Here is a 24,418-nt window from a genome sequence, read left to right as displayed (position 1 = left end):
ATTCGAGCTAGAACGTGTGTCATATTGCCGCCGGATATGCGTTAGGAGGCGTCGCCTTATCGCGTAGCTTGACCGGTAGAATCTGTTCTCATCGATTCGCGGCACACGGTTGCCATTCCATGCCCGCCGAACTAAAGTCCAGACACATGTCCAGTCTTCGACCGGCCGACGCTTCGCCGCTGCTTATCGACGGGAAGTTGGTTCCCGGCTCCGGCGGCACGTTCACCACCGTCAATCCCGCGACCGAGGAAACGCTTGGTCACGCGGCAAACGGCACGGCAGCCGAGATGGACGCAGCCATAGCAGCCGCCCGATCGGCCTTCGATCACACCGACTGGCGCCGGGACCCAACCTTCCGCGCGCACTGTCTGCGCCAACTTTGCACCGCCCTGCAGTCACATCTCGATGAACTTCGCGCCATCACCATCGAAGAGGCCGGCGCGCCAGCGTTTCTCACGCACGGTCCACAACTGGCCGGTCCGATCGCCGACCTGAATTACGCGGCGGATCTGGCCGAAAACTACCGGTGGGAAAGCGATCTCGGAGTTGCAGCGCCGATGGGTGTGCAGACCCATCGGTCCATCAGGCGCGAACCAGTCGGCGTGGTCGGTGCGATAACGCCCTGGAATTTCCCGCATCAGATCAACTTCGCAAAGCTCGGCCCGGCGCTCGCCGCCGGAAACACGGTGGTGCTCAAACCAGCCCCAGACACCCCGTGGTGTGCGGCGCTCGTCGGCATGGTCATCGCCGAGGAAACCGACATCCCGCCGGGTGTGGTGAATGTCGTGACGTCCGACGATCACCACGTCGGGGCGCAATTGGCGAGCGACCCACGGGTGGACCTGATCTCGTTCACCGGCTCGACGCCGACCGGCAAGGCGGTAATGCGCGCCGCGGCAAGCAATGTGACGAAGGTTTTCCTCGAACTCGGCGGCAAGTCCGCGTTCGTGGTGCTCGACGACGCCGACCTCGCGGCAGCCTGCGGGTATGCGGCGTTCTCTGTGTGCGTGCACGCCGGACAAGGCTGCGCATTGGCGACGAGGCTGCTGGTGCCGAGGTCGCGCTATGACGAGGCCGTGCAAGCCACGGCGGCCACCCTGGGCGGCATCAGGCCCGGCGATCCGGCCGAGCCGACGACGGTGTGCGGTCCGCTGATCTCGGCTCGACAGCGCGATCGAGTCGAGCGATATCTCGCGACTGTCACCGACGATGGCGGACGGATCGTCACCGGCGGCGGGCGTCCCGCCGATCGAGACCGCGGTTTTTTCATCGAACCCACGCTCGTCGCAGACGTCGGCAATGACGCCGTCGTTGCCCGTGAAGAGATTTTCGGGCCGGTATTGGTGATCCTTCCCTACGACGACGATGAGGACGCCATCCGCATCGCCAACGACTCCCCCTACGGACTGTCCGGTGCCGTGTGGGGCCGGGACGAAGCGCGGATACGGCACGTCACCGACGAGATTCGCACCGGAACGCTCAGCGTCAACGGCGGCAACTGGTACAGCGCCGACGCGCCGTTTGGTGGCTACAAGCAATCCGGCATCGGCAGAGAGATGGGCGTCGCGGGGTTCGAGGAGTACCTCGAAACCAAGCTCGTCGCCACCAAGGCAGGGTAGGAGCAGCGGCATGACACGCTTCACGGGAAAAACGGCGATCGTTACGGGCGCGGCTCGCGGCATCGGCGAGTGCTACGCCCACGCACTCGCACACGAAGACGCCAATGTGGTTGTCGCCGACCTCAATACCGAATTAGGCACATCCGTCGCCAAACAGATCGTGGCGTACGGCGGGCGGGCAATATTCTGCGACGTCGACGTCTCCGAACCGGAGTCCGCCAAACGCCTTGCCGAGGCGGCGGTTGCCGAGTTCGGCACCATCGACCACCTGGTGAACAACGCCGCGATCTACGGCGACATGAAACTGGATATCCTGCTGACTGTTCCGTGGGACTACTACAAGAAATTCATGGCCGTCAACATGGACGGCGCGCTCAACGTGACCCGCGCGGTCTGGCCGCACATGCGCAAGAACGGCGGGTCGATTGTCAACCAATCCTCCACCGCAGCATGGCTTTACTCGGGTTTCTACGGCTTGGCCAAAGCCGGCATTAACGCCATGACCCAACAATTAGCCTATGAGCTGGGCGGGAACAACATCCGGATCAATGCGATCGCTCCTGGACCGATCGACACGGAGGCGACCCGGACGGTGACGCCCGGCAATATCGTCGACACGATGGTGCAGATGTTGCCGCTCAAGCGCATCGGCACACCGGAGGACCTGGTAGGCGCCTGCCTGTATCTGCTTTCCGACGACGCCAAGTGGGTTACCGGTCACGTGCTCAATGTCGATGGCGGACAGATTTTCCGATCATGAACGGGGGCGCTCAACCAGTCGGTTTCATCGGCCTGGGCAATATGGGTGCGCCGATGGCCAAACGCCTGCTCGACTGGCCGGGCGGCCTTGTTGTCGGTGACGTGCGCGCCGAGGCGGTCGAGCCGTTCATCGCCGCGGGCGCGCAGAGCGCAGGCAGCCCAGCGGAATTGGCAAAACTGGCCACGATCATCTCGGTAACCGTCCTCGACGACGCCCAAGTTCGTGACGTGGTGAGCCAAATTCTCGAGACTGCCGCGCCGGGCACGGTGATTGCCGTGCACTCGACCATCAGCGACACCACCGCAACGGAACTGGCGCAGCAGTGTCTGGAGCACGAGGTCGAATTGATCGATGCCCCGGTCAGCGGCGGCGCCCCGGCGGCCAACCGCGGTTCGCTGGCCGTGATGGTCGGCGGGTCGGCAGCGGCCTACCAGCGCGTCGCCGGCCCGTTCGGAAAGTGGGCCGGGCTGATTGTGCACGCGGGCGACGTCGGTGCCGGAACACGGATGAAGCTGGCCCGCAATCTCGTGCACTTTGTCGCCTTTGCTGCCGCCGGTGAGGCCCAGCGCCTGGCCGCGGCATCGGGACTGGACATCACCGAGCTGGGCAAGGTGGTGCGCCATTCGGACGCCATCACCGGCGGCCCGGGAGCGATCATGTTGCGGAATACGACCGAACCGGTTGCGCCCGAGGATTTTTGGTATCCGATCCTGAGCCATGTCCGCGATTTGGGTGAAAAGGACTTGGCGTTGGCAACTGATCTCGGCGCCCGACTCGGCGTCGACCTTCCGCTGACTCAGCTTGCGCGTGCCGAGTTGGGAAACGGACTCGGTGTGGGAGAAGGGAACGTGACATGACCGACGATGTGCGCCAGCGCGGCCTCGACATGATGCAGCAGGTGTACGGCTGGCACGTCAAGGATGCGCCCGGCGATCACTTCGCCTATACCGTCGACCACCTCTTCGCCGACATCTGGTCTCGCGACGGCCTGAGCATCCGCGATCGGCGCCTGCTGCTGCTTGGAGCCATGACGGCCCAGGGAATCTTCGACATGGCCGAGGTCCAGGTGCGGGCTGCACTGCACAACCAAGAGTTCACTTCGGACCAGCTGCAGGAGATCGCGATATTCCTGTGCCACTACGTGGGATGGCCGCTGGGCACCAAGCTGGATCTGATGACACGGTCGGTGATCGCTGACGTGAAGAAGAAGCAGGACTGAGAGGCGTGCGCAGATGACAGACCTACCGAACTTTCGGCCGCTGTCCGCATCGAATGTAGCCGAGTGGGCCATCGAGGCCGACGTCGTGATCGCCGGATACGGCATCGCCGGGGTGTGTGCCGCCATCGAGGCTGCCCGAGCCGGCGCTGAGGTGGTAGTCCTCGAGCGCACCAGTGGCTGGGGCGGGGCCGCCGCGCTGGCCGGCGGCTTCATCTACCTGGGCGGGGGCACCCCCCTACAGCGGGCGCTGGGCTTCGAGGATTCGGCGCAGAACATGGCCACATTCATGATGGCCGCACTGGGGCCGGGAGCCGATCGCGCGAAGATCGAGGACTACTGCGCGGGCAGCGTGGATCACTACCAGTGGCTGGTGGATTGCGGGGTGCCGTTCAAGGAAGAGTTCTGGGGTGAACCGGGTTGGGAACCACCGCACGACGAGGGTCTGATGTACTCCGGCGGCGAAAATGCAGCGCCCTTCAACGCAATTGCCACACCGGCACCGCGCGGGCATCTTCCGCAGATGCAGAACAAGCGCACCGGCGAGCGGGGCGGCGGTTACATGCTGATGAAGCCGCTCGTCGAGACGGCCGAAAAGCTAGGCATCCGAGCGGAGTACGACATCCGGCTGCAGCGATTGATCGTTGACGGCGACCGCGTCGTCGGTGTCGAGGCCAAGCGATATGGCCAGACGATTTCGGTGCGTGCGCGTAAGGGCGTGGTGTTGGCCACCGGCAGCTTTGCCTACAACAACGAGATGGTTGAAACGTACGCTCCGAGGTTGATCGGCCGGCCGGGCGCCGCCATCGAAGAGCATGACGGGCAAGCGATTCGGGTGGCGCAGGCGCTCGGCGCCGATGTCGCACACATGGACGCAACCGAGGTCGCCTTCTTTTGCGACCCGCAACTCATGGCGCGCGGCATCCTCGTCAACGGCCGCGGCCAGCGGTATGTCCCGGAAGACACCTATCCCGGCCGGATCGGCCAATTGACACTGATCCAGCAGGACAACCAGGCCTTCCTCATCATCGACGAGGCCGCCTATGAAGAGGGCATGATCACCGAAACGTCGACGCCCTTCTTCCGTACCCCGCCGAAGTGGGTGTGTGAGAGCGTCGCTGAACTCGAGGCGGAAATTGGCCTGCCGGAATTGGCCTTACAGTCTACCGTCGAGACGTACAACCTGCACGCCAAGGAACGCCGGGATCCGTTGCTGGGCAAGAAGCCTGAATGGGTCCGGCCGGTCGGCACGCCGATCGCCGCGTTCGACCTGCGCGGCTTCACCGCCGGGTTTACCCTCGGTGGGCTGCGGACCGACCTGGATTCGCACGTGCTGCACGTCTCGGGAGACCCGATTCCGGGCCTCTTCGCGGCCGGACGGTGCACGTCGGGAGTGTGCGCCGGCGGGTATGCCAGCGGTACCTCGCTCGGTGACGGGAGTTTCTACGGACGTCGCGCGGGAACTGCAGCGGCCCTGGGGAAGTGACCATGAAATTCGGGATTGTGTTGTTCACCAGCGACCGTGGTATCACGCCCGCGGCGGCGGCGAAAGCGGCCGAGAACGCAGGGTTTTCGACCTTCTACGTTCCCGAGCACACGCATATCCCGATCAAACGCCAGGCGGCGCACCCGCAAACCGGCGACGCGACGCTGCCGGACGACCGCTACATGCGGACGCTGGATCCTTGGGTGTCGCTGGGCATGGCTGCAGCCGTCACCGACCGCATCGAACTCGCGACGGCCGTTGCGCTGCCGGTGGAGCACGACCCGATCACGCTGGCCAAGACGATTGCCACGCTCGACTTCCTTTCCGGCGGCCGGGTGACCCTTGGTGCCGGCTTCGGCTGGAACACCGACGAATTGAGTGATCACGGTGTGCCCGGAAACAAGCGCAGGACAGTGCTGCGCGAATACCTCCAAGCGATGCGCGCGTTGTGGCGGGACGAAGAGGCCAGCTACGCCGGCGATTTCGTAAACTTCGGCCCGAGCTGGGCCTGGCCGAAAACCGTGCGGAGCGAGGGCGTTCCGGTGCTGATCGGCGCGGCGGGCACCGAACGAACGTTTCGCTGGATCGCCGAATTCGCCGACGGCTGGATCACCACCCCTCGAGAGCGCGACATCGACGACCCGGTGCGGCTGCTGCACAAGATCTGGCAGGACGCCGGACGAGACGGTTTGCCGCGCATCGTTGCGTTGGACATCAAGCCTGACGGTGAGCGGTTGCGGCATTGGGCAGAGATCGGCGTGACGGACGTGGTCTACGGCCTACCGGACCGCGACGAAGCCGGCGTGGTCGCCTACATCTCCCGATTGGCTGACAAGCTTGCCACCCTAGGGATGCTGTAGTAGCGTCCAGACATGTGTCTAGTTCGGTGAAGTTGGAGTCGACGCGTCGGCGGCTGACCGAGAAGCAAGCCGACACTGTGGCCCGACTGACCAAGGCTGCGGTCGAGGTTCTGAGCGAGGAAGGGTTCTCCGGGCTCACGGTTCGCCTTGTCGCCGCTCGCGCCGGTGTCGCGCCCGCGACCGCGTACACCTACTTCTCCTCGAAGGAACACCTTGTCGCCGAGGTTTTCTGGCGACGTCTGGCGACATCCGACATCGAGTTCGACGATGGCGCAGCGACTTCCGAGCGAGCGATCGCGGTGCTGCGCGGAATCGCCTTGTTGGTCGCCGATGAACCGGAGTTGGCCGGCGCGGTCACCAGTGCCTTGCTCGGCAACGATCCCGATGTGCAGCATCTGCGGCTGCGCATCGGCGGGGAGATCCGCCAGCGGCTCGCCACAGCGCTCGGACCGGAGTCCGGAGCGGACGTTCTCGAGTCGTTGGAGCTGCTCTACGCGGGCGCGTTGGTTCGCGCCGGAATTGGTTACGCCTCCTATGCGGAGATCGCAGATCAGCTCGAGCGCTCGGCGCGGCTGGTGCTCAAGTAGGGCCGTGCGTGATTTTTCACCGCGGGCGGTGAAAAATCACGCACGGGGAGGGAGGGCTTCGCGCTGCAGCTCCAAGGCGATGTCGATCAGCTGATCCTCTTGGCCACCAACGAGTTTGCGCTTGCCCGCCCGGACCAGCATCTCCGCGGCGGACACCCCGTACCGCTCCGCTTGGCGTTCGGCGTGCCGGAGGAAGCTCGAGTAGACGCCCGCATAACCCATCATCAATGCCTGCCGATCCAGCAGGCACTCCTGCGGCATCACGGGACGCACGACGTCTTCGGCGGCGTCGGCAATCTTGAAAAAGTCGATGCCCGTCTTGATGCCGAGCTTGTCGCAGACACCTACGAACGCCTCGACGGGCGTGTTCCCCGCTCCGGCACCGAAACGCCTTGCGCTGCCGTCGATCTGCAAAGCGCCCGCGCGCACGGCAAAGACCGAGTTCGCCACGGCAAGGTCGAGGTTCTCGTGGCCGTGAAAGCCGACCTGAGCGTCGTCGCCGAGTTCGGCAACAACGGCAGCGACACGGTCAGCCACCTGCTCGAGCACCATCGCACCCGCCGAGTCGACAATGTAGACGCATTGGCAACCGGCATCGGCCATGATGCGCGCCTGCTTGGCCAGCACCTCCGGCGGCTGGGTGTGCGCCATCATCAAAAATCCCACGGTCTCCAGCCCGCGTTCCCGGGCCAGGCCGAAGTGTTGAATGGATACGTCCGCTTCGGTGCAGTGCGTGGCGATCCGGACTATCGACGCGCCGTTGTCCTGCGCGATGACGATGTCCTCCTTCACCCCCACGCCCGGCAACATCAGCACGGCGATCTTGGCCCGCTTGGCGGTCTTGGCCGCGATCGAAATGAGTTCCTGCTCCGGAGTTTTCGAGAAGCCGTAGTTGAAGGAGGACCCGCCGAGTCCGTCGCCGTGAGTCACCTCAATGACCGGGACGCCGGCCTCGTCGAGCGCGGACACGATGTTCTCCACATCCTGCGCGGTGAACTGGTGGCGCTTGTGATGCGAACCGTCCCGCAGTGAGGTGTCGGTGACGCGAATGTCGAGTTCGTCGGAGAAAGGCATTCGTTTGGCTCCTTACACCCGTGTCGAGAGCATCTGCCTAGCGACCTCTTCGCCAACCTTGGTGGCCGCGGCCGTCATGATGTCGAGGTTGCCCGCATACGGCGGCAAAAAGTCGCCGGCCCCTTCGACTTCCAGGAAGATCGACACCTTGGCCAGGCCGCCGGACACCAGGGACGGCGGGTCGAACTGCGGATCGTTGAGCAGGCGGTAGCCGGGCACGTACTGCTGCACGTCGGCCACCATGCGATGCACCGATTCGGTGATCGCGTCGTGGTCGGCGTCCTCGGGGATGGCGCAGAAGATGGTGTCGCGCATGATCATCGGCGGTTCGGCGGGGTTGAGGATGATGATCGCCTTGCCCCGCTGGGCGCCGCCGATGGTTTCCACGCCGCGGCTGGTCGTCTTGGTGAACTCGTCGATGTTGGCCCGGGTGCCGGGACCGGCCGACACCGAAGCGACCGACGCGACGATCTCGGCGTAGGGCACCTCGACCACTCGCGACACCGCGGCCACCATGGGAATGGTGGCCTGGCCGCCACAGGTGATCATATTGACGTTCGGCGCGTCGAGATGCTCACCGATATTCACCGGCGGGATCACCGCCGGTCCCACCGCAGCAGGAGTCAGGTCGATGGCCCGGATGCCGGCTTCGGCGTATTTGGGCGCGGCCTCGCGGTGCACATAGGCCGAGGTGGCCTCGAAGATCAGATCGGGCTTGTCTGGTTGGGCGAGCAGCCAGTCGACTCCGTCGGCCGACGTCTCCAACCCCATGCCGCGCGCACGCTTGAGACCTTCACTGGCCGGGTCGATGCCGATCATCCAGCGCGGCTCGAGCAACTCCGAGCGCTGCAGTTTGTAGAGCAGGTCCGTGCTGATATTGCCCGATCCGACAATCGCGACGGTTGCTTTTGCTGTCATCGCTTCTCCCCTACTTGAATTGCAGCGAAACGGAGCCGAGCCCACTGAACTCGGCATGAAAGCTGTCACCGGGGCGCGCGTCGATGGCGCGCGTGCACGAACCGGGCAGCACGATGTCGCCGGCTTTCAACCGCACCCCGAAGCCCGCGACCTTGCGGGCAAGCCACGCCACCGCGATCACGGGATCGCCGAGCACGGCGTCGCTACGCCCTTCGGCGATCCGTTCTCCGTTGCGGGTGAGCACCGCATCGATGGCCTTGATGTCGATGGCGTCCGTGGCCACGCGCTGCTTACCCAGCACGAAGCCCGCCGAAGACGCGTTGTCCGAAATCGTGTCAGCCAGCTTGATCTTCCAGTCCACAATGCGGCTGTCGATGAGCTCTATCGACGGCGCAAACGACTCGGTTGCGGCGAGGACATCCGCCTCCGTGCACTCCGCACCGGGCAGGTCGGCGCCGAGCACGAACCCCACCTCGACCTCGACCCGCGGGTAGCAGTATCGCGAGGTGTCCACGGGCTCGTCCTCGGTGACCTCCATGTCGGCGAGCAGGTGGCCATAGTCGGGCTCATCGACGCCCATCATCTGCTGCATCGCCTTGGACGAAAGCCCCACCTTGTGCCCGACTACCCGCGCGCCGTCGGCGAGCCGTCGACGAATGTTGATCAGCTGGATCTCGTAGGCGTCGACCACATCGATGCCGGGATAAGAGTCGGTGAGTGGGCGGATCGGTGCGCGGTCGAGTTCGGCCTGTGCAAGCCGCTCGGCGATCTCCGCACGCACAGAACTGTCCAGCATCAGCCCCGATCCTCCCTGCGACGTGCGTCGCTTCTCTCCTGACTGTAACGTGTTTCGGTTTCTCTTGGCAAAGGTCGGCAATACTTCCTGGCAGGAAAGGATGGACTGCGGGCGGCATCATTCTATAACGTGTTCTACATGAGCGATCGGGAATACGACATTGTGGTCGTCGGCAGCGGCGGCGCCGGACTGACCGCGGCACTCACCGCAGCCCACCACGGACTCAGCGTCGTCGTGGTGGAAAAGGCCGCCCACTACGGCGGGTCCACCGCGCGATCGGGCGGCGGTGTGTGGATTCCCAACAACCCGGCGCTCGTCGCTGATGGGGTCCGGGACACTCCGGAGGCGGCGCGGCAATACCTGCATTCCATCATCGGCGACGACACCCCGGCCGAACTGATCGACACCTTCTTGGCCCGCGGCCCGGAGATGCTCTCGTTCGTGCTGCAGAAGACACCGCTCAAGCTGCGCTGGGTTCCCAACTACTCCGACTACTACCCCGAAGCGCCGGGCGGCCGTCTCGGCGGGCGCTCCGTCGAACCGGCACCGTTCAACGCCAAGCCACTCGGCGCCGAACTGGCCAACTTGGAACCGCCCTACAGCAAGACACCTCTCAACGTCGTAGTGACCCAAGCCGATTACCGTTGGCTGAACCTGCGTAAGCGGCACATCCGCGGGCCCATGCGTGCGATGCGGGTGGGTGCACGGTTGTTCGCTGCGCGGCTCACCGGCAAGCATTTGCTGGGCATGGGCCAGGCGTTGGTAGCGGCCCTGCGAAAGGGATTGCTGGACCTCGATGTTCCCGTGCTGCTCAACACCCCGATGATCGACCTGCATACCGACGACGGGGTGGTGACCGGCGTCGATGTACTGCTCGACGGGACCCCGACGCTGCTCCGCGCGCGGCACGGCGTCGTACTGGCCGCTGGCGGATTCGAGCGCAACGCGGAAATGCGGCACCAGTACCAGCGCGAACCGATCGGCACGGAATGGACGGTTGGGGCGGCCGCCAACACCGGGGACGGCATCGTGGCGGGTCAAAAGCTCGGAGCGGCAACAGACTTGATGGACGACGCGTGGTGGGGCCCGTCGATTCCGCTGCCCAAGGGTCCGTGGTTCTGCCTGGCCGAGCGTTCGCTGCCCGGTGGCATCATGGTGAACATGCAGGGTCGCCGATTCATGAACGAGGCGCTGCCCTACGTCGAGGCCGTGCATCGGATGTACGGTGGCCGCAACGGCACCGGGGACGGCCCAGGCGAAAACATTCCGGCATGGATGGTCATGGATCAGCGCTACCGCGACCGGTACATGTTTGCGGGGCTGCAACCGGAGCAACGCTTTCCGAAGAAGTGGGTCGAATCTGGAGTCGTGGTGCAAGCCCCGACCATCGCGGAGTTGGCCGCCAAGACCGGCCTGCCGGCCGACGAGCTCACCGCAACGATTCAGCGCTTCAACGGCTTTGCCCGCTCAGGCAAGGACGAGGACTTCGGTCGCGGGGACAGCGGCTATGACAACTACTACGGCGATCCACGCAACAAACCGAACCCTAATCTCGGCGCGCTGGAGAAGTCGCCGTTCTACGCCATCAAGATGGTGCCAGGCGATCTCGGTACCAAGGGCGGCCTGCGTACCGATGCGTCCGCGCGCGTGCTGCGTTCGGACGGCAGCGTCATCGACGGCCTCTATGCCGTTGGGAACTGCGCGATCCCGGTGATGGGTCATACCTATGCCGGTCCGGGCGCCACCATCGGACCTGCGATGACCTTCGGCTACCTCGCCGCGCTCGATATTGCGCAGCGGGCCACGTCGGAATCCAATGTAGACAGCCGCAAAAACACCGTGAGCAACTGAAAGGGCCAGGCATGCCAATCGATCCCGCAGTGGCGATCGGAGCCGAGCTACCCAGCGTCGACTTCAGCTGGGAAACCGCGGATGTGCAGCTCTACCACCTCGCACTGGGCGCCGGTGCCCGGGCGACCGACCCAGCCGAGCTGCGCTACCTCAGCGACACCGATCCGCAGGTGTTACCGACATTTGCCACCGTCGCCGCGACCTTCCATGCCACCGAACCGCCGCGGGTGTCGTTTCCAGGCATCGACATCGACCTGGCGAAGATCGTGCACGGCAGTCAGGAGATAACCGTGCATCGGCCACTACCCCCGGCGGGGAAAGCGACCACCGCCACCCGTATCGCCGAGGTATGGGACAAGGGCAAAGCCGCGGTGATAGTGCAGGAATCCACCACACTGGACGAATCCGGCGCCCCGCTGTGGAGCGCGCGTTCCTCGATTTTTGCCCGCGGCGAAGGCGGATTCGGCGGCGAGCGTGGTCCCTCCGACGCGGTGGCACTGCCCGATCGAGCGCCCGATCACGAGCTCGAGGTCGCCACGCTGCCGCAGCAAGCCCTGCTGTACCGAATGTGCGGCGATCGCAACCCCCTGCATTCCGATCCGGAATTCGCCAAGGCCGCAGGGTTTCCCGCACCGATCCTGCATGGCCTGTGTACCTATGGGATGGTATGCAAGGCGGTGGTCGACGGGGCGCTGGAATCGGACGTCAGCCGCGTCAAGGGCTTTCGTGCACGGTTTGCCGGTGTCGTCTTTCCGGGCGAGCGGTTGCGGGTACGCGTCTGGCACACCGACGCCGGCCTCGGAGTCTCGGCAACGGTGATCGACCGCGACGACGCGCCGGCCCTGTCCGATGTCGTGATGACGCTCGCCTGAGCCATGGACGCCAACCTCACGATTGAAACTGCCGAAGGCCGCGTCCGGGGACGTCGTGAAGGCGCCGTGCGGCGCTGGCGCTCCATTCCTTACGCCGCACCGCCGGTGGGTGATTTGCGTTGGCGCGCACCGGCGCCCGTGACGCCGTGGCGAGGTACCAGGGATGCCACCTACTTTCGGTATGCGTCCTGCCAACCGCCGTGGGGCGCCGGGCTCTCCCCTGGCCGAGTGCAGCCGGTGAACGAGGACTGCCTGACGCTGAATGTGGTGGCCCCAGTGGCCGCGAGCGACAAGCCGAGGCCGGTGATGGTCTTCATCCACGGCGGCGGATACATCGTCGGAACATCAGCGCTGTCCCTTTACAGCGGAGTGCGACTCGTCGAGCGCGGCGACATCGTGTTCGTTTCGATGAACTACCGACTCGGTCCACTGGGCTATCTCGACGTGAGCAGTTTCGGATCCCCGGACCGGCCCATCGACAGCAACCTCGGCTTGCGCGACCAGGTGGCCGCGCTCGAGTGGGTGCAGCGCAATATCGCCGCATTCGGCGGAGACCCGGCCAACGTCACCATCTTTGGCGAATCCGCGGGCGGCAATGCCGTGACTTCCCTGATGGTCACGCCGGCGGCAAAAGGGCTGTTTCACCGTGCCATTGCGCAGAGTTCGCCAGCGCACTGGGCTCATGATCTCGACGACTCGCAGCGCTGGGCAGACATGTTCATCGACCTGCTCGGCGCGACACCTGATACTGCGGTGCAGGCGCTGGAACTCGCGACGCCCAAGGAACTCGGCAAGGCGATGCTCGCGCTCTATCGCCGTGTGGCCAACGATGTTCCCGGTCACTTTCCCCTCGAACCAGCCATTGACGGTGACTTCTTTCCGAAATGGCCAGTGGCGGCATTCCGCGACGGCACCGCCAACCGCGTGCCGCTGATCATCGGAACCAACCGACGTGAAAGCAGTTTGTTCTCCCGGATTCCCGACGCACTGCCGACCAAGCCGCACCGGATCGAAACGTTGTTCGAGGCGACAGATCCAGATATCCGCGATCGAGTGCTCGCCGCCTATCCCACCTACCCAAGCCCCAAAGCCGCACTTGCCATCGGCACCGATGTCACTTTTTGGCACCCGAGTATCGAAGTGGCGGAATCGCATTCGACACACGCACCGGCATACATGTACCGCTACGACTTCGCGCCACGGCTGATGCGCGGAATGGGACTCGGCGCGACGCATGCGATGGAACTGCTACCTGTGTTCGGTGCGCATGAGACCGCGATCGGCCGAATGACGACCAGCCTCGGAGACCGCCGGGCGATGCGCTCGGTCGTGTACCAAATGCAAGGTCACTGGCTCAACTTCGCTCGGCACGGCGCACCGCAGGACTCATGGCCCGGCTACGAACAACAAACCCGAGCGACCCTGGTCATCGACGCACCCCCGCGAGTCGAGAACGATCCGCACGCTGAGCGCAGACGCGCGTGGGCCGGATTCGAAGGCCACCACCGCCGCACGTCGGCACCGGGGGAGCCGGCGATTCGGTCCAGCTGACCCCAGCATTTTCGTCCCATTGGTCCGCTTTGGGGGCTAGCGTTGTCGGATGACATCGATACGAGTGGCCGCGCTCTGTTGTGCAGCGGTCTTTTGGCTGCTCACCGGGTGTGGCAGTAGTGAAAACAGTGCCGATAATGCGCCGTCGTCGGGGTCCGAGTTCACGGTGGCGCCCGGGAATGCGAGCAAGGCTGCCTCGGTGGACGTCTGCGCGCTGCTCAGCGAAAGCGACGCTGCGGACGTGGCGCGCAGCCAGCACCTCAGCGGCAGTCAGTCCGCTGACACGCAATACACGTTGAAGACCGAGAAAATCGACTACAACGAGCAGACCTCGCCGCGCTCGGGTTGCAAGTTCACCATCTCCGGCGGCGGAGCGGTAGCGACCGTCGGAATCGATGTGGTGCCCGGCGACAACTTTTCGTTGTACGCCAACGACCCACAGGCCAAGAAGGTCGACGGGCTCGGTGACGAAGCCGTGACGGTCGCCGGAACGACCTACGTGCGGGTCGGTGACGTGATGATGCAGGCTGGCGAGAACTCCGCCACCAATGACTTCGCTGTCGCTATGTTCACAAAGATGGCTCCGAAGCTGCAGTAGCGCTACCGCACTATGCGCTGCCCGCAGCGGAAGAGTTCCTCCGGGTCGTACTCGGCCTTCAGTTTCGTGAGGCGGCGGTAATCCGCGGGATGGAACGCCGTCCGGACTGGGTCGGACTCCGGATCCGGCAGATACGCGAAGGAGAGCGCTCGGCCGATAGTCCACGGCGCCAATGCTTCCCGTAGTCGGCGTTGAACCGACCATGCCGACTCGATGCCGTCGGCTCCGATCATCGATATGACCCGGACGATGTATTGGGCCTCGCGGAAGCCGATAGCGCTGGGCACCTGCGGGACTCGCGACACCGCACCACCAAGGTGACGGATATCGAGTACCGGCGGTTCGACCGGACCGCTGGCCACGATGGCGGATATGCGTTGCACGGCCGTGGGATTCAGGTCGCTCAGCAGCACGTTGTCACCCGAATATGCGTGCGGAACCGGTGGGTCGTTATAGATGGAACCGCTTTCGGCGTAGGGCATTGTCCGCATGTGCTCGAGCAGTCGCGGCCCGACTGCTTGGATCGGGGCCAGCAGTTGCTCGCCGATTTCGGCGGGACCGTCGAATGCGATACGTACGTGCGCTACCTGCCGGCCCCGAATTGGCTCCGGAATGAACGGCAGGTTGGGCAGTGGAATGACGCCTACCGACGCCGTCGCCGCCTCCGGCAGACTCTTCGTCCATTCCGGGTAGGCAGCAAGAACTTTGGGAATCAGGTGGGTATCGAAGTACATCCCGCCGCCATAGACCGTGCGCGTGTCGAACAGGCCGATCTCCAAGCCGGTGACAATCCCGAAGTTGTCGCGGCCGCCGAGCAGCGCCCAGCAGAGGTCCGGGTCCCGGTCTGCGGTCACCATACGGAGTTCACCGTCGGCCGTGACGACCTCCATTCGCCGCACCTGATCGACCGCGAGCCCGTGTTTGCGGGCGAGAATGCCGTATCCGCCACCCAGCGTGTAGCCCACCGCACCGACCTCGGGTGAGCTGCCCGAGGGCGCTGCCAATCCGAACTGCGCGGCCGCGTCGAGCACCGCACGCCAGCGAGCGCCGGCTTCCACCCACGCGGTGCGGTTCACGGGGTCTACTCGCACCCCATTCATGAGATGCGTGTCGATCAGCACGGCACCGGGCTCGGTCATGCTGCGGCCGTGCCCGGTCGCCTGCACCTGTACCGGTAGGTTTTGCGCCGCAGCGTATTCAACCACTTTGACCACGTCGGACGCGCTCCCGGCGGTGACGACGCTACTCGGCCGCGGCGGGGCGAAGGTCTGGAACCCGGCTAGATCGTTGTCTGTCATGCCTTCAGCATCGTAAGGTTTCACCCAGAAGTCCAAGAGATAGTTTTTCTAGCGGCAAGAAGCACTGGTTATGGAACTGCACCAGCTCGAATACTTTCTCGCCGTTGTCGAGGAGGCCAACTTCACCCGTGCCGCCGAGCGGTTGCATGTGGCTCAACCCGGGGTCAGCGCACAGATCAAGCGGCTCGAGCGCGAGTTGGGGCAAGCGCTGTTGGATCGATCCAGCCGCTTCGTGCGTCCCACGGCCGTCGGCGAAGCGGTGCTGCCGCATGTCAAGCAAGCGCTCGCGGCGGTAGAAGCAGTCCGTACCACCGCCGATGAATACGCCGGCCTGGTGCGCGGGCGGCTGAACATCGGCATGCTGTCCTCGGCGACAGCCGGCGACGTCGATCTGCCTCAGCTTCTTGCCGACTTCCACCGCCACCATCCTGACGTAGAAATCACGCTCGCCGAAGACACGGCCGCCAACCTACTCGATTCGGTGCGCACCGGACGTGCTGATCTTGCGTTCACCGCCATTGGTGAACCCCCGAAAGACCTTGCCACCGCGGTGGTTCGCACCGAGCGCCTTGTCGCTGCAGTCGGCGTCGAAGATCTGACCGTGCGCCGCAAAACCATTCGGCTCACCGATCTGGTCCAGCATCGGCTCATCAGCTTGCCGCGCGGGTCGGGACTACGAACAATTCTCGACGACGCCTGCAGCCGTGTCGGTTTGCGTCCCGTCATCGGGTACGAGGCTGGAAATCCCTTGGTCGCATGCCAACTCGCCGCGGCAGGTCTGGGTATCGCGGTGGTACCCGAATCGGCCGTCATCATCGAGCCAACGTTGCGGTCCGCGCGCATCGTGGAGCCCGCGCTAGTCGGCAGCGTAGTCCTTGTCTGGCGATCGAGCGGCACCACCAGCCCAGCAGCCCGAGCTTTCATCGTCAGCGCGCGTGCGGCTATAGACGAATCGATCCGCCGTGACGAAAGTACGGCAGTACCACCAACGCGTAGGCGATGACGACCGCGGGTGCGGCCACCACAGGCACCCAGCGAATCGGGACGGCCACCCAGGCAGCGCCTGCACCGAGAGCGGCGAACACCATCATCGCCAGCAGCACGGGTCGCGTCGTTGTGACCAGTCCGCGCGGTCCCCCCGCCGCATGACGAGTGAGGAGATAGGCTGTCGCGCACAGCCCAGACAACACCGCGAATATCGGCTCCGGCCCCGAAAGAGCCAGCGCAACAACGATGGCCAATACCGCGACCGTCGCCGCCACCCGGAGCCACACCGATACGACCAGAGCGGCAACAGAAACACCGACCGCCGCCAGCGCCCAGCCGTAAGCCTCGACGGCGCACGCGCCAATCATCAACAACCCGAAAACAACCGCAAACGCTCTGGGTGCAGGCTGTGCCGTCGGTGTGCTCATCGCTTCCGCCTCGCCGGTCGCCGCCGGACAGGCACCAGCTGCATCGCCTGATCGAGCGTGATATCGCCGTGCCACGAAACAATGTCGACACCCACGGTCCCCATGTCTCGATACATCGCCGACCGCTCCAGCGCCCACATGCGGGCCACCATCGGCTCGAGCTCCTCTTCGAACGGCGCCCCCTCGAGCACGTCGACAGCGACGACCATATGTCCGCGCTTGCGTAAGTCGATGAGCGCCAAGGCAAATTCGGTGTCGAGCATCGTCGAGAACGCAACCAAAATGGCACCGGACGGTACCGCGGCGCGCGGCGCCAACGTTCCGGTGGTCGTTTCGTATTCGCCGCCGACCGCAAGCACGGCGTCCAGGACGCGGTAGAACTGCCGGCGGCCGATGTCGGCGCCGAGCCACCGCGGCCGGCGCCCGCCGAGTGCGACGATGCCCGCCCGGTCGCCGTTTCGCAACGCCGTCTGCACCACCTGCGCGGCGCCCCGAACAACCCGCTCGGTGGCGGCAGTGGCCGGTCCCGGCGCCTGCGCGTACGTGTCGATCAGTACCACTACGTCCGCGGCGCGGTCGGTGAGCCGCTCGGTGACATGCAGGCTGCCGCGGCGCGCACTCACCGACCAGTTGATGGTCCGAAGCTGGTCTCCGGGAACGTATTCCCGCACATCCGCATACTCGACGCCGGGCCCCTTGTGCCGGGTCAGATGCACGCCCAGCCGGTCGGGAAGTTCGGTGCGCGGCAAGGTGGTCGGCTGCGCCCCCACGAGCGGAAACACATACATCTGTACGGGCACCGCAACTTCCGTTGCGGTGAGCAGGCCGCTCGCGCCTACTGCTTGGACCTGCAGCCCGATCGGGTACCTACCCCAGCGTTGCGCCGACGCGGACAACTCCAGAGCAGCATCGGATTCCTCCGCGGACGCCTGAACTTCGAGACCCTCCATCGGGACCACCGACACGGCGAGGGCGATACCGCGCTCCTTGGTGGATGCCCATACTCGCATCGTGACGGTTTCGCCCTCGAAACACCGGATCTCCGCGACGTCGGCGTGCGCATACACCACCGAACGCGGCCGCTGCCAGCCGATCGAGGCGAGTACCCCAAGCAACGGTGCGGCGAAAGCGGCCACCTGCCACGCCGACGCCGCCACGGCTACCGCCAGTGCCGCGGCGGCGCAGGTAGCAAGTGCGAGCATCAACGGCGACGCGCGCCAGTGCAGCGGCACCTCGACCCGGCCTTCAGTCATCGCGGGCGAGCTCTGGGCACGGGCAGGCGGCGCAGCAGCTCGCCGATGACGTCGGACCCGTGGATCCGGCGCACCCACATCTCGGGCCGCAAGCTGATCCGATGCGAGATCACCGGTACCGCCAGCGCCTTCACGTCCTCCGGGATCACATAATCGCGGCCTAGCAACAAGGCTCGGGCGCGGGCAAGCTGGACCAGATCCAGTTCCGCGCGCGGGCTCGCGCCCACCTCCACCTGCGGATGGTTGCGGCTCGCCGTCGCCAGCGACACGACGTATTGCAAGACGTCGTCGTGCACCGTGACCTCCTCGACCGACTCACGCATCGCGATGAGATCGTGCGCGTCGACCACCTGGGACACCGCTGGCGGAGCCGATCCGCGATTGAGCCGACGGCGAAGCATCGTGGCCTCATCCGCACCACTGAGGTAGCCGAGCTCGAGTCGCATGGCGAAGCGGTCCAGTTGGGCCTCGGGCAGCGGGTACGTGCCCTCGTATTCGATGGGGTTGTCCGTCGCGAGAACGATGAACGGCGTCGGCAATCTGCGGGTCTCGCCGTCGATGCTCACCTGCTCCTCGGCCATTGCCTCGAGCAGTGCGGCTTGGGTCTTCGGTGGCGTGCGATTGATCTCGTCGGCGAGCAGCAGATTGGTGAAGATCGGACCGGGACGGAAGTCGAAGCGACCCGCCTGCATGTCATAGATCGTCGAGCCGAGCAAATCTGCCGGCAGCAAGTCTGGAGTGAACTGCACCCGGGTGAAGTCCAAACCCAGCGCCCTGGCAAACGAGCGAGCGATGAGCGTCTTGCCGAGACCCGGCAGATCCTCGATCAGCACGTGCCCGCGAGCGAGGATGGCAGTCATGATCAAGGTCAGCGAATCCCGCTTGCCGACGACAACACGCTCGATCTCGGTGAGCACGGCCTCGGCCCGTTCGGTGGTGACCGTGGCGGGGGTGGTCATACTTGCTCCAATCGTCGCAGTATCTCGTCCAACGCGCTACGCCCCGGGCCTGGTTCGGCGGCACGCGCGCGGGAAACATTGCTCGGATCCACCCAGCTCCACAGTTCGGGGCCGAACAGCATTCGCCCGGTGGCATCCAAGGCAGCAGGATCCTTGTTCTGGCGATGGCCGGTGGCCAACTGGAATTCGCGGGCCAGCATGGGCCGCAGGTGCCGATCCCAGTCCGCCCGGGTTGCTTCCGACCAGCCGATCAGTGTCTCTGTGCGAGACAGCCAGCGTCGCAACGCTTCCTGTGGATCACTGATAGGTGGCTCGTCGGCTGCCGCGGATTCGTCGTTGTCCAAAAACCACCGCACCGCAATTAACACGATCGCCACGGCTAGCCCCGCCGCCCACGCCACAATTCGACGACTAGGCAGGAAGAGTGCGTAAATCTCCACGCCGACGACGAAGACCAGTCCCGCTGCCACCAAACGCTTCATGCGACACTCCGCAATTCCGCTAGCACCGACCGCAGGGAACGAACCGCAGCATCGCGATGGTTTTCGGTCATCACATGCGGACTGAACCGGGCTTCGGCGAAGAGCTGCACCAGATTTGCGGCGTTCTCGGCGTGGACGGCGTGGTGCTCGACAGCCCGGGCCAACACCTCTGAGGGCGTATCCGAGTCTTGCGGAGCGGCCTCTGGTGCGTTTGCGAGCGCATCCTCCATCGCCGCGTAGCACGCGATGATCGCCTCGCGTGGTTCCCGACTGAGGTCACCGATCTCGGCCAGGCCAAGTTCCGCCGCACGCACCAGCGGGGCCGAATCTGGCGGCTGCTCCGGTGTTTCCATATCGAAATCCGCCACGATGTACGGTTCCGGTGTGCGAACCCGGCGGCGGTAGACAACGAACGCGCCCGCAGCGAAGAGCAACATCAGGGCGATGGCCATCGCGGCGATATAGGGAAAAGTGTTGGTGCCCTGGTCCGGTGGCGGTTGCTGCGGAGGCGGCGCCGGTGTCGCGCGCCCCGAGCCCGGTGCTGGTTGCAGTTTCCCCGGCGGGTGCTGCTGCGTCGGCTGATGGATCCCCAATCGCGCAAGTATCACCACGACAACGAGACCGAGCAGAACTGCCCCCAACGCGTAAAGCAATAGGCGCAGTGGCGGTTTCCGAGGTCTACGGAAGGGATCGGGAAGCTCATCGAGGTCAGGACGCACGGCCACGCGCTGGCGCAGCATCGCGATGAGTCCAATAGCGGTGATCACGATCGCGCCCCCGAGCATCACGATCACAGCAACAAAAGTCATCGGGCCACCGGTGGGACGTGACCGGGGTTGCGGCTCCACCCCAGGCAGATAGCCGCGCAAGGTGATCACGGCAAGCACAATCAGCGCCGCGGCCCCGACCACGCGCGCCATCTCCTTGTCCGAACCGGCCATACGCAACAACTCGTCTCCGCCAAGCGCGGTTGGCACTATCGTGCCTACCCCATACTTGCATGTCGAACACACGCTCGCCGGGAGAAAGCTCGGCGCTAACTTCGCAGGTCAGCGAGCACGGCGTCGGCCTCCGTCTCGGGCGACGCGGCAATGTTCACGGTGATCGCGCCCTCGTCGGGTTGTGGCGGCTCGAGCGCGGCGAACTGCGAATCCAACAGGGCTGCGGGCATGTAGTGGCCGCGCCGAGCTGCGAGACGGGCCGCGATCGCGTCGCGCTCGCCGTGCAGGTACACGAACCGCACACCCTTGCCCCGCAAGACATCTCGATACGATCGCTTCAGCGCCGAGCAGGCAACCACACCCGACTGCCCGGCTTCCAGTCGCTCGCGGATCCACGCGGCGACGCGGTCGAGCCAGGGCCACCGATCGGCATCGGTAAGCGGAATTCCGGCGGGCATCTTGGCAATGTTTGCGGCGGGATGCAGGTCGTCACCTTCCTGAAAGTCCCAGCCCAACCGCTGGGCGAGCAGTCGGCCGAGCGTGGACTTCCCGGAGCCCGAGACGCCCATCACCACCAGTACGGTCGGGTTCATATGCGACGCAGTTCCGTCATTGCCCGCACGATACGCGGCTCGCTTTGCTCGTCGGGCTCGGCTTATCGGTTGCCCAGCGCCGTAGAATCGTCGGATGGCGCCACGCCGGAAGATTGCCCCACTTGCCGCGGCAGTCGTTGCCGCCTCGGTGGCGTGGACGTCTGCATGCGGGTCCGGGGGCACGCCCGCGGCCCAATCTTCGACCGCGGCTGAGTCGTCGGCGGTGACGTCGTCGGCGGTGACATCAACCTCGTCCGCGGGCGCGCCCTCGGCGGCGGCAAAGGTGCTGGCCCCGATTTCTGAGCGGGTCACCGGTCAGCCGATCGACGGTATTTCGGCCGACACCGCCGAAAAGTTGCTGTTCCATATCCATGCGCACCTGGCCATCTACGTCGACGGTCAAGAGAAGTTGGTGCCGTACGGCATCGGGATCGTGGGTCCCTACAAGCTCAAACAGACCGCCTACGGCCCGTTTGTCGAGTCGGGTTCCAAGTACTACTGGCTGCACACGCACGACGAGACCGGCATCATCCACATCGAATCGCCGGTCCAGCGCTCGTTTACGCTCGGAAACTTCTTCGACATTTGGCAGCAGCCGCTCGGACCGGATCAGGTCGGGCCGGCGCGCGGTCCGGTGACAGTATTCGTCGACGGCAAGCAGGTGCAGACGGACCCGCGCACCATCGAGCTGCACAACCACGAACAGATTCAGCTCGACGTCGGCAAGGTCGTCGCCTTCAAGCCGTACGACTTCCACGGCTACTGAGCGGAACTACCGCGTGAGGATCAGTCCGGACGTCGGCACCCCGGTCCCGGCGGTGACGAGGACGTTGCGCGCGTCGTCGACCTGGTTCACCGAGGTCCCGCGAATTTGGCGCACGCCTTCGGCGATGCCGTTCATGCCGTGAATGTAGGCCTCGCCGAGTTGGCCGCCGTGGGTGTTGATCGGTAGCCGCCCGCCGTGCTCGATGGCGCCGTCGGCAATGAAGTCCTTGGCTTCCCCGCGATCGCAGAAACCCAGTTCCTCCAACTGCATCAGCACGAACGGGGTGAAGTGGTCGTAGAGAACCGCGGTCTGGATGTCTTGCGGTGTGAGGCCGGACTGGTGCCACAATTGGTCGCCCACGAGGCGCATCTCCGGCAGACCGTCCATAGCGTCGCGGTAGTAGCTGGTCATGATGAACTGGTCGTCGCCCGAGCCCTGGGCCGCCGCCGCAATGATTGCCGGCGTGTTCGGCAGATCCTTGGCCCGCTCAACCGAAGTCACAACGATGGCGATGCCACCGTCGGACTCCTGGCAGCAGTCCAGCAGATGCAGCGGCTCAGCGATCCAGCGGGAATTTTGATGGTCCGCCAACGTGATTGGCTTGCCATAGAAGAACGCTGCCGGGTTGACGGCGGCATGCTTGCGGTCGGCGACGGCAATGCGCCCGAAGTCTTCGCTCGTCGCGCCGTAGACGTGCATATAGCGCCGCGCCACCATCGCCACCTGGCTGGCGGGCGTGCCGAGACCATGCGGATAGGTCCAACTCGCGTCGATTCCGGCCGAGGTGGGCGCACCCGCCAATGCCGTTGACACTTGGCCGAATCGGGTAGCCGAACGCTCGTTGAAAGCGCGATACGCGACCACCACATCGGCAACCCCGGTGGCAACTGCCATGGCCGCCTGCTGAACAGTTGCGCATGCGGCCCCGCCGCCGAAGTCGATGAGGCTGAAGAACTTCAGCGCCCCCATTCCCACCGAGCGAGCTACTGCGGTGGCGCGGTTGGAGTCCATCGAAAAGGTCACGAGGCCGTCCACGTCGGCCGGAGTCAGGCCTGCGTCGGCCAAGGCTGCGTTGACCGCCTCTGTGGCCAGACGCAATTCGGTGCGGCCGGAGTCTTTCGAGTAGTCGGTCGCGCCGATGCCGACGACGGCGGCCTTACCGGAAATCCCGCTCACAACGAAACCTCCACGCGCGCAACGACATGATCGCCAAGGCTGTCCTTGCCCACCACCGACACTGTGACCAGGTCGCCATCGACGCCGGTCACCTCACCGGTCATGGTCAGGCTGTCGTTGGCGTACCACGGCACGCCGAGTCGCAGCTGCACCGACTTCACCCGCGCCCTCGGACCGGCCCAATCGGTGACGAACCGCTGGACCAGACCGGTGTCGGTGAGGATGTTGACGAAGATGTCTTTCGATCCGCGCGCCTGGGCCTTATCCCGATCGTGGTGAACATCTTGAAAGTCCCTGGTGGCCAAGGCACTACTGATCACAAAGGTCGGGTCCCCGGTGATGGTCAATGGTGGCAGCTGCGTTCCTACATCGGCGTTCACGAGTGGAGGTCCCTTTCGGCCGGCCGCCACGCTGGCAGCGTGAAATCGTCATCGATCCGCAGGAACTCCACCTCGACGGCCATCCCAATCCGCACGTCCTCCGGTGCCACTCCGCGCAGCTCACCGAGCATCCGCACGCCTTCGTCAAGCTGGATGAGCGCCACCACGAACGGCGTGGTGCGGCCCGGGACTTTCGGCGCGTGATGCACAACAAAGCTGAAGACGGTGCCCATGCCCTTGGCCACCACATAGTCCGTCTGCTCGGTCTTGTCCAGCCACACTGCCGGTACCGGCGGATGTTTGAGTGTCCCGTCGGGCAGTCGCTGAATGCGTAGCTCGCCGAGCTTGACGCCTTCCCAAAAGAATTCGGTGTCGCGGGAGACAACCGGCCGGATCGCCTGGGCTGGATCGATTCCGTCGGGTGCGGGCGGCGCACTTGGCGGCGCGAACTTGAGCACGCGAAACAGCATCTCGCAGACCAGTTCTGCGACGTCGGACGCTGGGTCTCGAACGTACCAACGGTTGCGGGTGGTGACGAACCACCCGTCACCGAGCGCGGTCTTCTTCGGCCCGACAACGTCTTCGAGCTCGATGGTGATCTCGACTCGCTCGTCGATGTTGAGGTAGCGGTGGTAGGTCTGCTCGCAGTTGGTCGCGACGATTGACGTGAAGCCGGCCTCATCCAAGATGGCCATCATCATGCCCAGCGGATCGTCGGCACTGCGCGTGCCGTGCAGACCGGGCATGGTCCACACTTGCGCCATGGCCGGTGGGGCGACGATCCCGTCGTGGCCCGCCGCTATCGCGGCGGCTTCGTCGACATAGATCGGGTTGGCATCTCCGATCGCCTCAACCCAGTTGTTGATCATCGCCTGGTTGACGGGGTCGCGGGCGAGTCGCGGTTTGCTCTCGCCCGCGGCGCGCACGCGTTGCGCTGCGGCCAGGATGGTTTCGGTCATGTGGCGAC

26 protein-coding genes are annotated in these 24,418 nt (G+C 65.0%); 13 read left to right on the top strand and 13 right to left on the bottom strand.

What is annotated here, in order from left to right; translation table 11 throughout:
* Nucleotides 1–146 precede the first annotated feature (146 nt).
* Genes FOS14_RS17855 through FOS14_RS17825 form a run of 7 tightly spaced genes read left to right on the top strand, consistent with a single transcriptional unit; the run spans nucleotide 147 to nucleotide 6,528 of the window.
* A complete protein-coding gene (locus tag FOS14_RS17855) occupies nucleotides 147–1,619 on the top strand; it encodes an aldehyde dehydrogenase (protein ID WP_143772161.1) in 1,473 nt (490 codons plus the stop codon).
* A 10-nt stretch (nucleotides 1,620–1,629) separates the two neighbouring features.
* Nucleotides 1,630–2,379, top strand: a complete 750-nt coding sequence (locus FOS14_RS17850) for an SDR family oxidoreductase (protein ID WP_143772160.1) — start codon at nucleotides 1,630–1,632, stop codon at nucleotides 2,377–2,379.
* A complete protein-coding gene (locus FOS14_RS17845) occupies nucleotides 2,376–3,236 on the top strand; it encodes an NAD(P)-dependent oxidoreductase (protein WP_143772159.1) in 861 nt (286 codons plus the stop codon). Before FOS14_RS17850 ends, FOS14_RS17845 begins: the two co-directional genes overlap by 4 nt.
* Nucleotides 3,233–3,598 (top strand): carboxymuconolactone decarboxylase family protein, encoded by a 366-nt coding sequence (locus FOS14_RS17840; protein ID WP_143772158.1) that lies wholly within the window; start codon nucleotides 3,233–3,235, stop codon nucleotides 3,596–3,598. The genes FOS14_RS17845 and FOS14_RS17840 overlap by 4 nt, the downstream gene beginning before the upstream one ends.
* A gap of 13 nt (nucleotides 3,599–3,611) precedes the next feature.
* Nucleotides 3,612–5,081, top strand: coding sequence for an FAD-dependent oxidoreductase (locus tag FOS14_RS17835; RefSeq protein WP_143772157.1), 1,470 nt, complete (start codon nucleotides 3,612–3,614; stop codon nucleotides 5,079–5,081).
* Between the two features lie 2 nt (nucleotides 5,082–5,083).
* On the top strand, nucleotides 5,084–5,941 hold the full coding sequence (locus FOS14_RS17830; RefSeq protein WP_143772156.1) for an LLM class F420-dependent oxidoreductase: 858 nt from the start codon (nucleotides 5,084–5,086) through the stop codon (nucleotides 5,939–5,941).
* A 26-nt stretch (nucleotides 5,942–5,967) separates the two neighbouring features.
* On the top strand, nucleotides 5,968–6,528 hold the full coding sequence (locus FOS14_RS17825; RefSeq protein WP_143772212.1) for a TetR/AcrR family transcriptional regulator: 561 nt from the start codon (nucleotides 5,968–5,970) through the stop codon (nucleotides 6,526–6,528).
* 36 nt (nucleotides 6,529–6,564) lie between these two features.
* On the opposite strand, the gene dmpG is transcribed toward FOS14_RS17825, so the two are convergent.
* Genes dmpG through FOS14_RS17810 form a run of 3 tightly spaced genes read right to left on the bottom strand, consistent with a single transcriptional unit; the run spans nucleotide 6,565 to nucleotide 9,316 of the window.
* Nucleotides 6,565–7,602 (bottom strand): 4-hydroxy-2-oxovalerate aldolase, encoded by a 1,038-nt coding sequence (gene dmpG / locus FOS14_RS17820; RefSeq protein ID WP_143772155.1) that lies wholly within the window; start codon nucleotides 7,600–7,602, stop codon nucleotides 6,565–6,567.
* Between the two features lie 12 nt (nucleotides 7,603–7,614).
* Nucleotides 7,615–8,520 (bottom strand): acetaldehyde dehydrogenase (acetylating), encoded by a 906-nt coding sequence (locus FOS14_RS17815; RefSeq protein ID WP_143772154.1) that lies wholly within the window; start codon nucleotides 8,518–8,520, stop codon nucleotides 7,615–7,617.
* Between the two features lie 10 nt (nucleotides 8,521–8,530).
* Nucleotides 8,531–9,316, bottom strand: coding sequence for a 2-keto-4-pentenoate hydratase (locus tag FOS14_RS17810; RefSeq protein ID WP_143772153.1), 786 nt, complete (start codon nucleotides 9,314–9,316; stop codon nucleotides 8,531–8,533).
* 138 nt (nucleotides 9,317–9,454) lie between these two features.
* Between FOS14_RS17810 and kstD the strand changes: the two genes are divergently transcribed.
* Genes kstD through FOS14_RS17790 form a run of 4 tightly spaced genes read left to right on the top strand, consistent with a single transcriptional unit; the run spans nucleotide 9,455 to nucleotide 14,188 of the window.
* Nucleotides 9,455–11,167, top strand: coding sequence for a 3-oxosteroid 1-dehydrogenase (gene kstD / locus FOS14_RS17805; RefSeq protein WP_143772152.1), 1,713 nt, complete (start codon nucleotides 9,455–9,457; stop codon nucleotides 11,165–11,167).
* Between the two features lie 11 nt (nucleotides 11,168–11,178).
* A complete protein-coding gene (locus FOS14_RS17800; RefSeq protein ID WP_143772151.1) occupies nucleotides 11,179–12,039 on the top strand; it encodes a MaoC/PaaZ C-terminal domain-containing protein in 861 nt (286 codons plus the stop codon).
* Between the two features lie 3 nt (nucleotides 12,040–12,042).
* Nucleotides 12,043–13,590: a carboxylesterase/lipase family protein gene (locus FOS14_RS17795; protein ID WP_143772150.1), complete on the top strand. Its 1,548-nt coding sequence runs from the start codon at nucleotides 12,043–12,045 to the stop codon at nucleotides 13,588–13,590.
* Nucleotides 13,591–13,639: 49 nt separating this feature from the next.
* Complete coding sequence (locus FOS14_RS17790) at nucleotides 13,640–14,188, top strand: hypothetical protein (protein WP_143772149.1); 549 nt, start codon at nucleotides 13,640–13,642, stop codon at nucleotides 14,186–14,188.
* A 2-nt stretch (nucleotides 14,189–14,190) separates the two neighbouring features.
* Here the strand turns inward: FOS14_RS17790 and FOS14_RS17785 are convergent, their stop codons facing one another.
* On the bottom strand, nucleotides 14,191–15,486 hold the full coding sequence (locus FOS14_RS17785) for an FAD-binding oxidoreductase (RefSeq protein ID WP_143772148.1): 1,296 nt from the start codon (nucleotides 15,484–15,486) through the stop codon (nucleotides 14,191–14,193).
* Between the two features lie 70 nt (nucleotides 15,487–15,556).
* Here FOS14_RS17785 and FOS14_RS17780 point away from each other — a divergent pair, with 70 nt between their 5' ends.
* Nucleotides 15,557–16,489 carry a LysR family transcriptional regulator gene (locus tag FOS14_RS17780; RefSeq protein ID WP_143772147.1) on the top strand — a complete coding sequence of 311 codons (933 nt, stop codon included), beginning with the start codon at nucleotides 15,557–15,559 and terminating at the stop codon, nucleotides 16,487–16,489.
* Here the strand turns inward: FOS14_RS17780 and FOS14_RS17775 are convergent.
* The 6 genes from FOS14_RS17775 to FOS14_RS17750 are packed head-to-tail and all read right to left on the bottom strand — an operon-like array spanning nucleotide 16,428 to nucleotide 21,129.
* Nucleotides 16,428–16,901, bottom strand: coding sequence for a hypothetical protein (locus FOS14_RS17775; RefSeq protein WP_143772146.1), 474 nt, complete (start codon nucleotides 16,899–16,901; stop codon nucleotides 16,428–16,430). The two genes, FOS14_RS17780 and FOS14_RS17775, sit on opposite strands and share 62 nt — an antisense overlap.
* Entirely contained in the window at nucleotides 16,898–18,154 is a 1,257-nt protein-coding gene (locus FOS14_RS17770) for a DUF58 domain-containing protein (RefSeq protein ID WP_143772145.1), read from the bottom strand. Before FOS14_RS17770 ends, FOS14_RS17775 begins: the two co-directional genes overlap by 4 nt.
* Complete coding sequence (locus FOS14_RS17765; protein WP_143772144.1) at nucleotides 18,151–19,113, bottom strand: MoxR family ATPase; 963 nt, start codon at nucleotides 19,111–19,113, stop codon at nucleotides 18,151–18,153. The genes FOS14_RS17770 and FOS14_RS17765 overlap by 4 nt, the downstream gene beginning before the upstream one ends.
* Nucleotides 19,110–19,595: a hypothetical protein gene (locus FOS14_RS17760; protein ID WP_143772143.1), complete on the bottom strand. Its 486-nt coding sequence runs from the start codon at nucleotides 19,593–19,595 to the stop codon at nucleotides 19,110–19,112. Before FOS14_RS17760 ends, FOS14_RS17765 begins: the two co-directional genes overlap by 4 nt.
* Nucleotides 19,592–20,572: a DUF4129 domain-containing protein gene (locus FOS14_RS17755; protein WP_143772142.1), complete on the bottom strand. Its 981-nt coding sequence runs from the start codon at nucleotides 20,570–20,572 to the stop codon at nucleotides 19,592–19,594. Before FOS14_RS17755 ends, FOS14_RS17760 begins: the two co-directional genes overlap by 4 nt.
* Before the next feature lie 59 nt (nucleotides 20,573–20,631).
* Nucleotides 20,632–21,129, bottom strand: coding sequence for a gluconokinase (locus FOS14_RS17750; protein WP_143772141.1), 498 nt, complete (start codon nucleotides 21,127–21,129; stop codon nucleotides 20,632–20,634).
* Between the two features lie 94 nt (nucleotides 21,130–21,223).
* Between FOS14_RS17750 and FOS14_RS17745 the strand changes: the two genes are divergently transcribed.
* Nucleotides 21,224–21,895 carry a hypothetical protein gene (locus FOS14_RS17745; protein WP_143772140.1) on the top strand — a complete coding sequence of 224 codons (672 nt, stop codon included), beginning with the start codon at nucleotides 21,224–21,226 and terminating at the stop codon, nucleotides 21,893–21,895.
* Between the two features lie 6 nt (nucleotides 21,896–21,901).
* On the opposite strand, the gene FOS14_RS17740 is transcribed toward FOS14_RS17745, so the two are convergent.
* The 3 genes from FOS14_RS17740 to FOS14_RS17730 are packed head-to-tail and all read right to left on the bottom strand — an operon-like array spanning nucleotide 21,902 to nucleotide 24,410.
* The gene (locus FOS14_RS17740; protein WP_143772139.1) at nucleotides 21,902–23,071 is read right to left on the bottom strand and encodes a lipid-transfer protein; all 1,170 of its coding nucleotides are present in this window, start codon (nucleotides 23,069–23,071) and stop codon (nucleotides 21,902–21,904) included.
* Nucleotides 23,068–23,451 carry a MaoC family dehydratase gene (locus FOS14_RS17735; protein WP_255450439.1) on the bottom strand — a complete coding sequence of 128 codons (384 nt, stop codon included), beginning with the start codon at nucleotides 23,449–23,451 and terminating at the stop codon, nucleotides 23,068–23,070. Before FOS14_RS17735 ends, FOS14_RS17740 begins: the two co-directional genes overlap by 4 nt.
* The gene (locus FOS14_RS17730; RefSeq protein ID WP_143772137.1) at nucleotides 23,448–24,410 is read right to left on the bottom strand and encodes a bifunctional MaoC family dehydratase N-terminal/OB-fold nucleic acid binding domain-containing protein; all 963 of its coding nucleotides are present in this window, start codon (nucleotides 24,408–24,410) and stop codon (nucleotides 23,448–23,450) included. Before FOS14_RS17730 ends, FOS14_RS17735 begins: the two co-directional genes overlap by 4 nt.
* Nucleotides 24,411–24,418 lie beyond the last annotated feature (8 nt).

The sequence above is a fragment of the Skermania sp. ID1734 genome (assembly GCF_007489285.1).
Lineage (GTDB): Bacteria > Actinomycetota > Actinomycetes > Mycobacteriales > Mycobacteriaceae > ID1734.
This window is presented reverse-complemented; position numbering and strand designations above follow the sequence as displayed.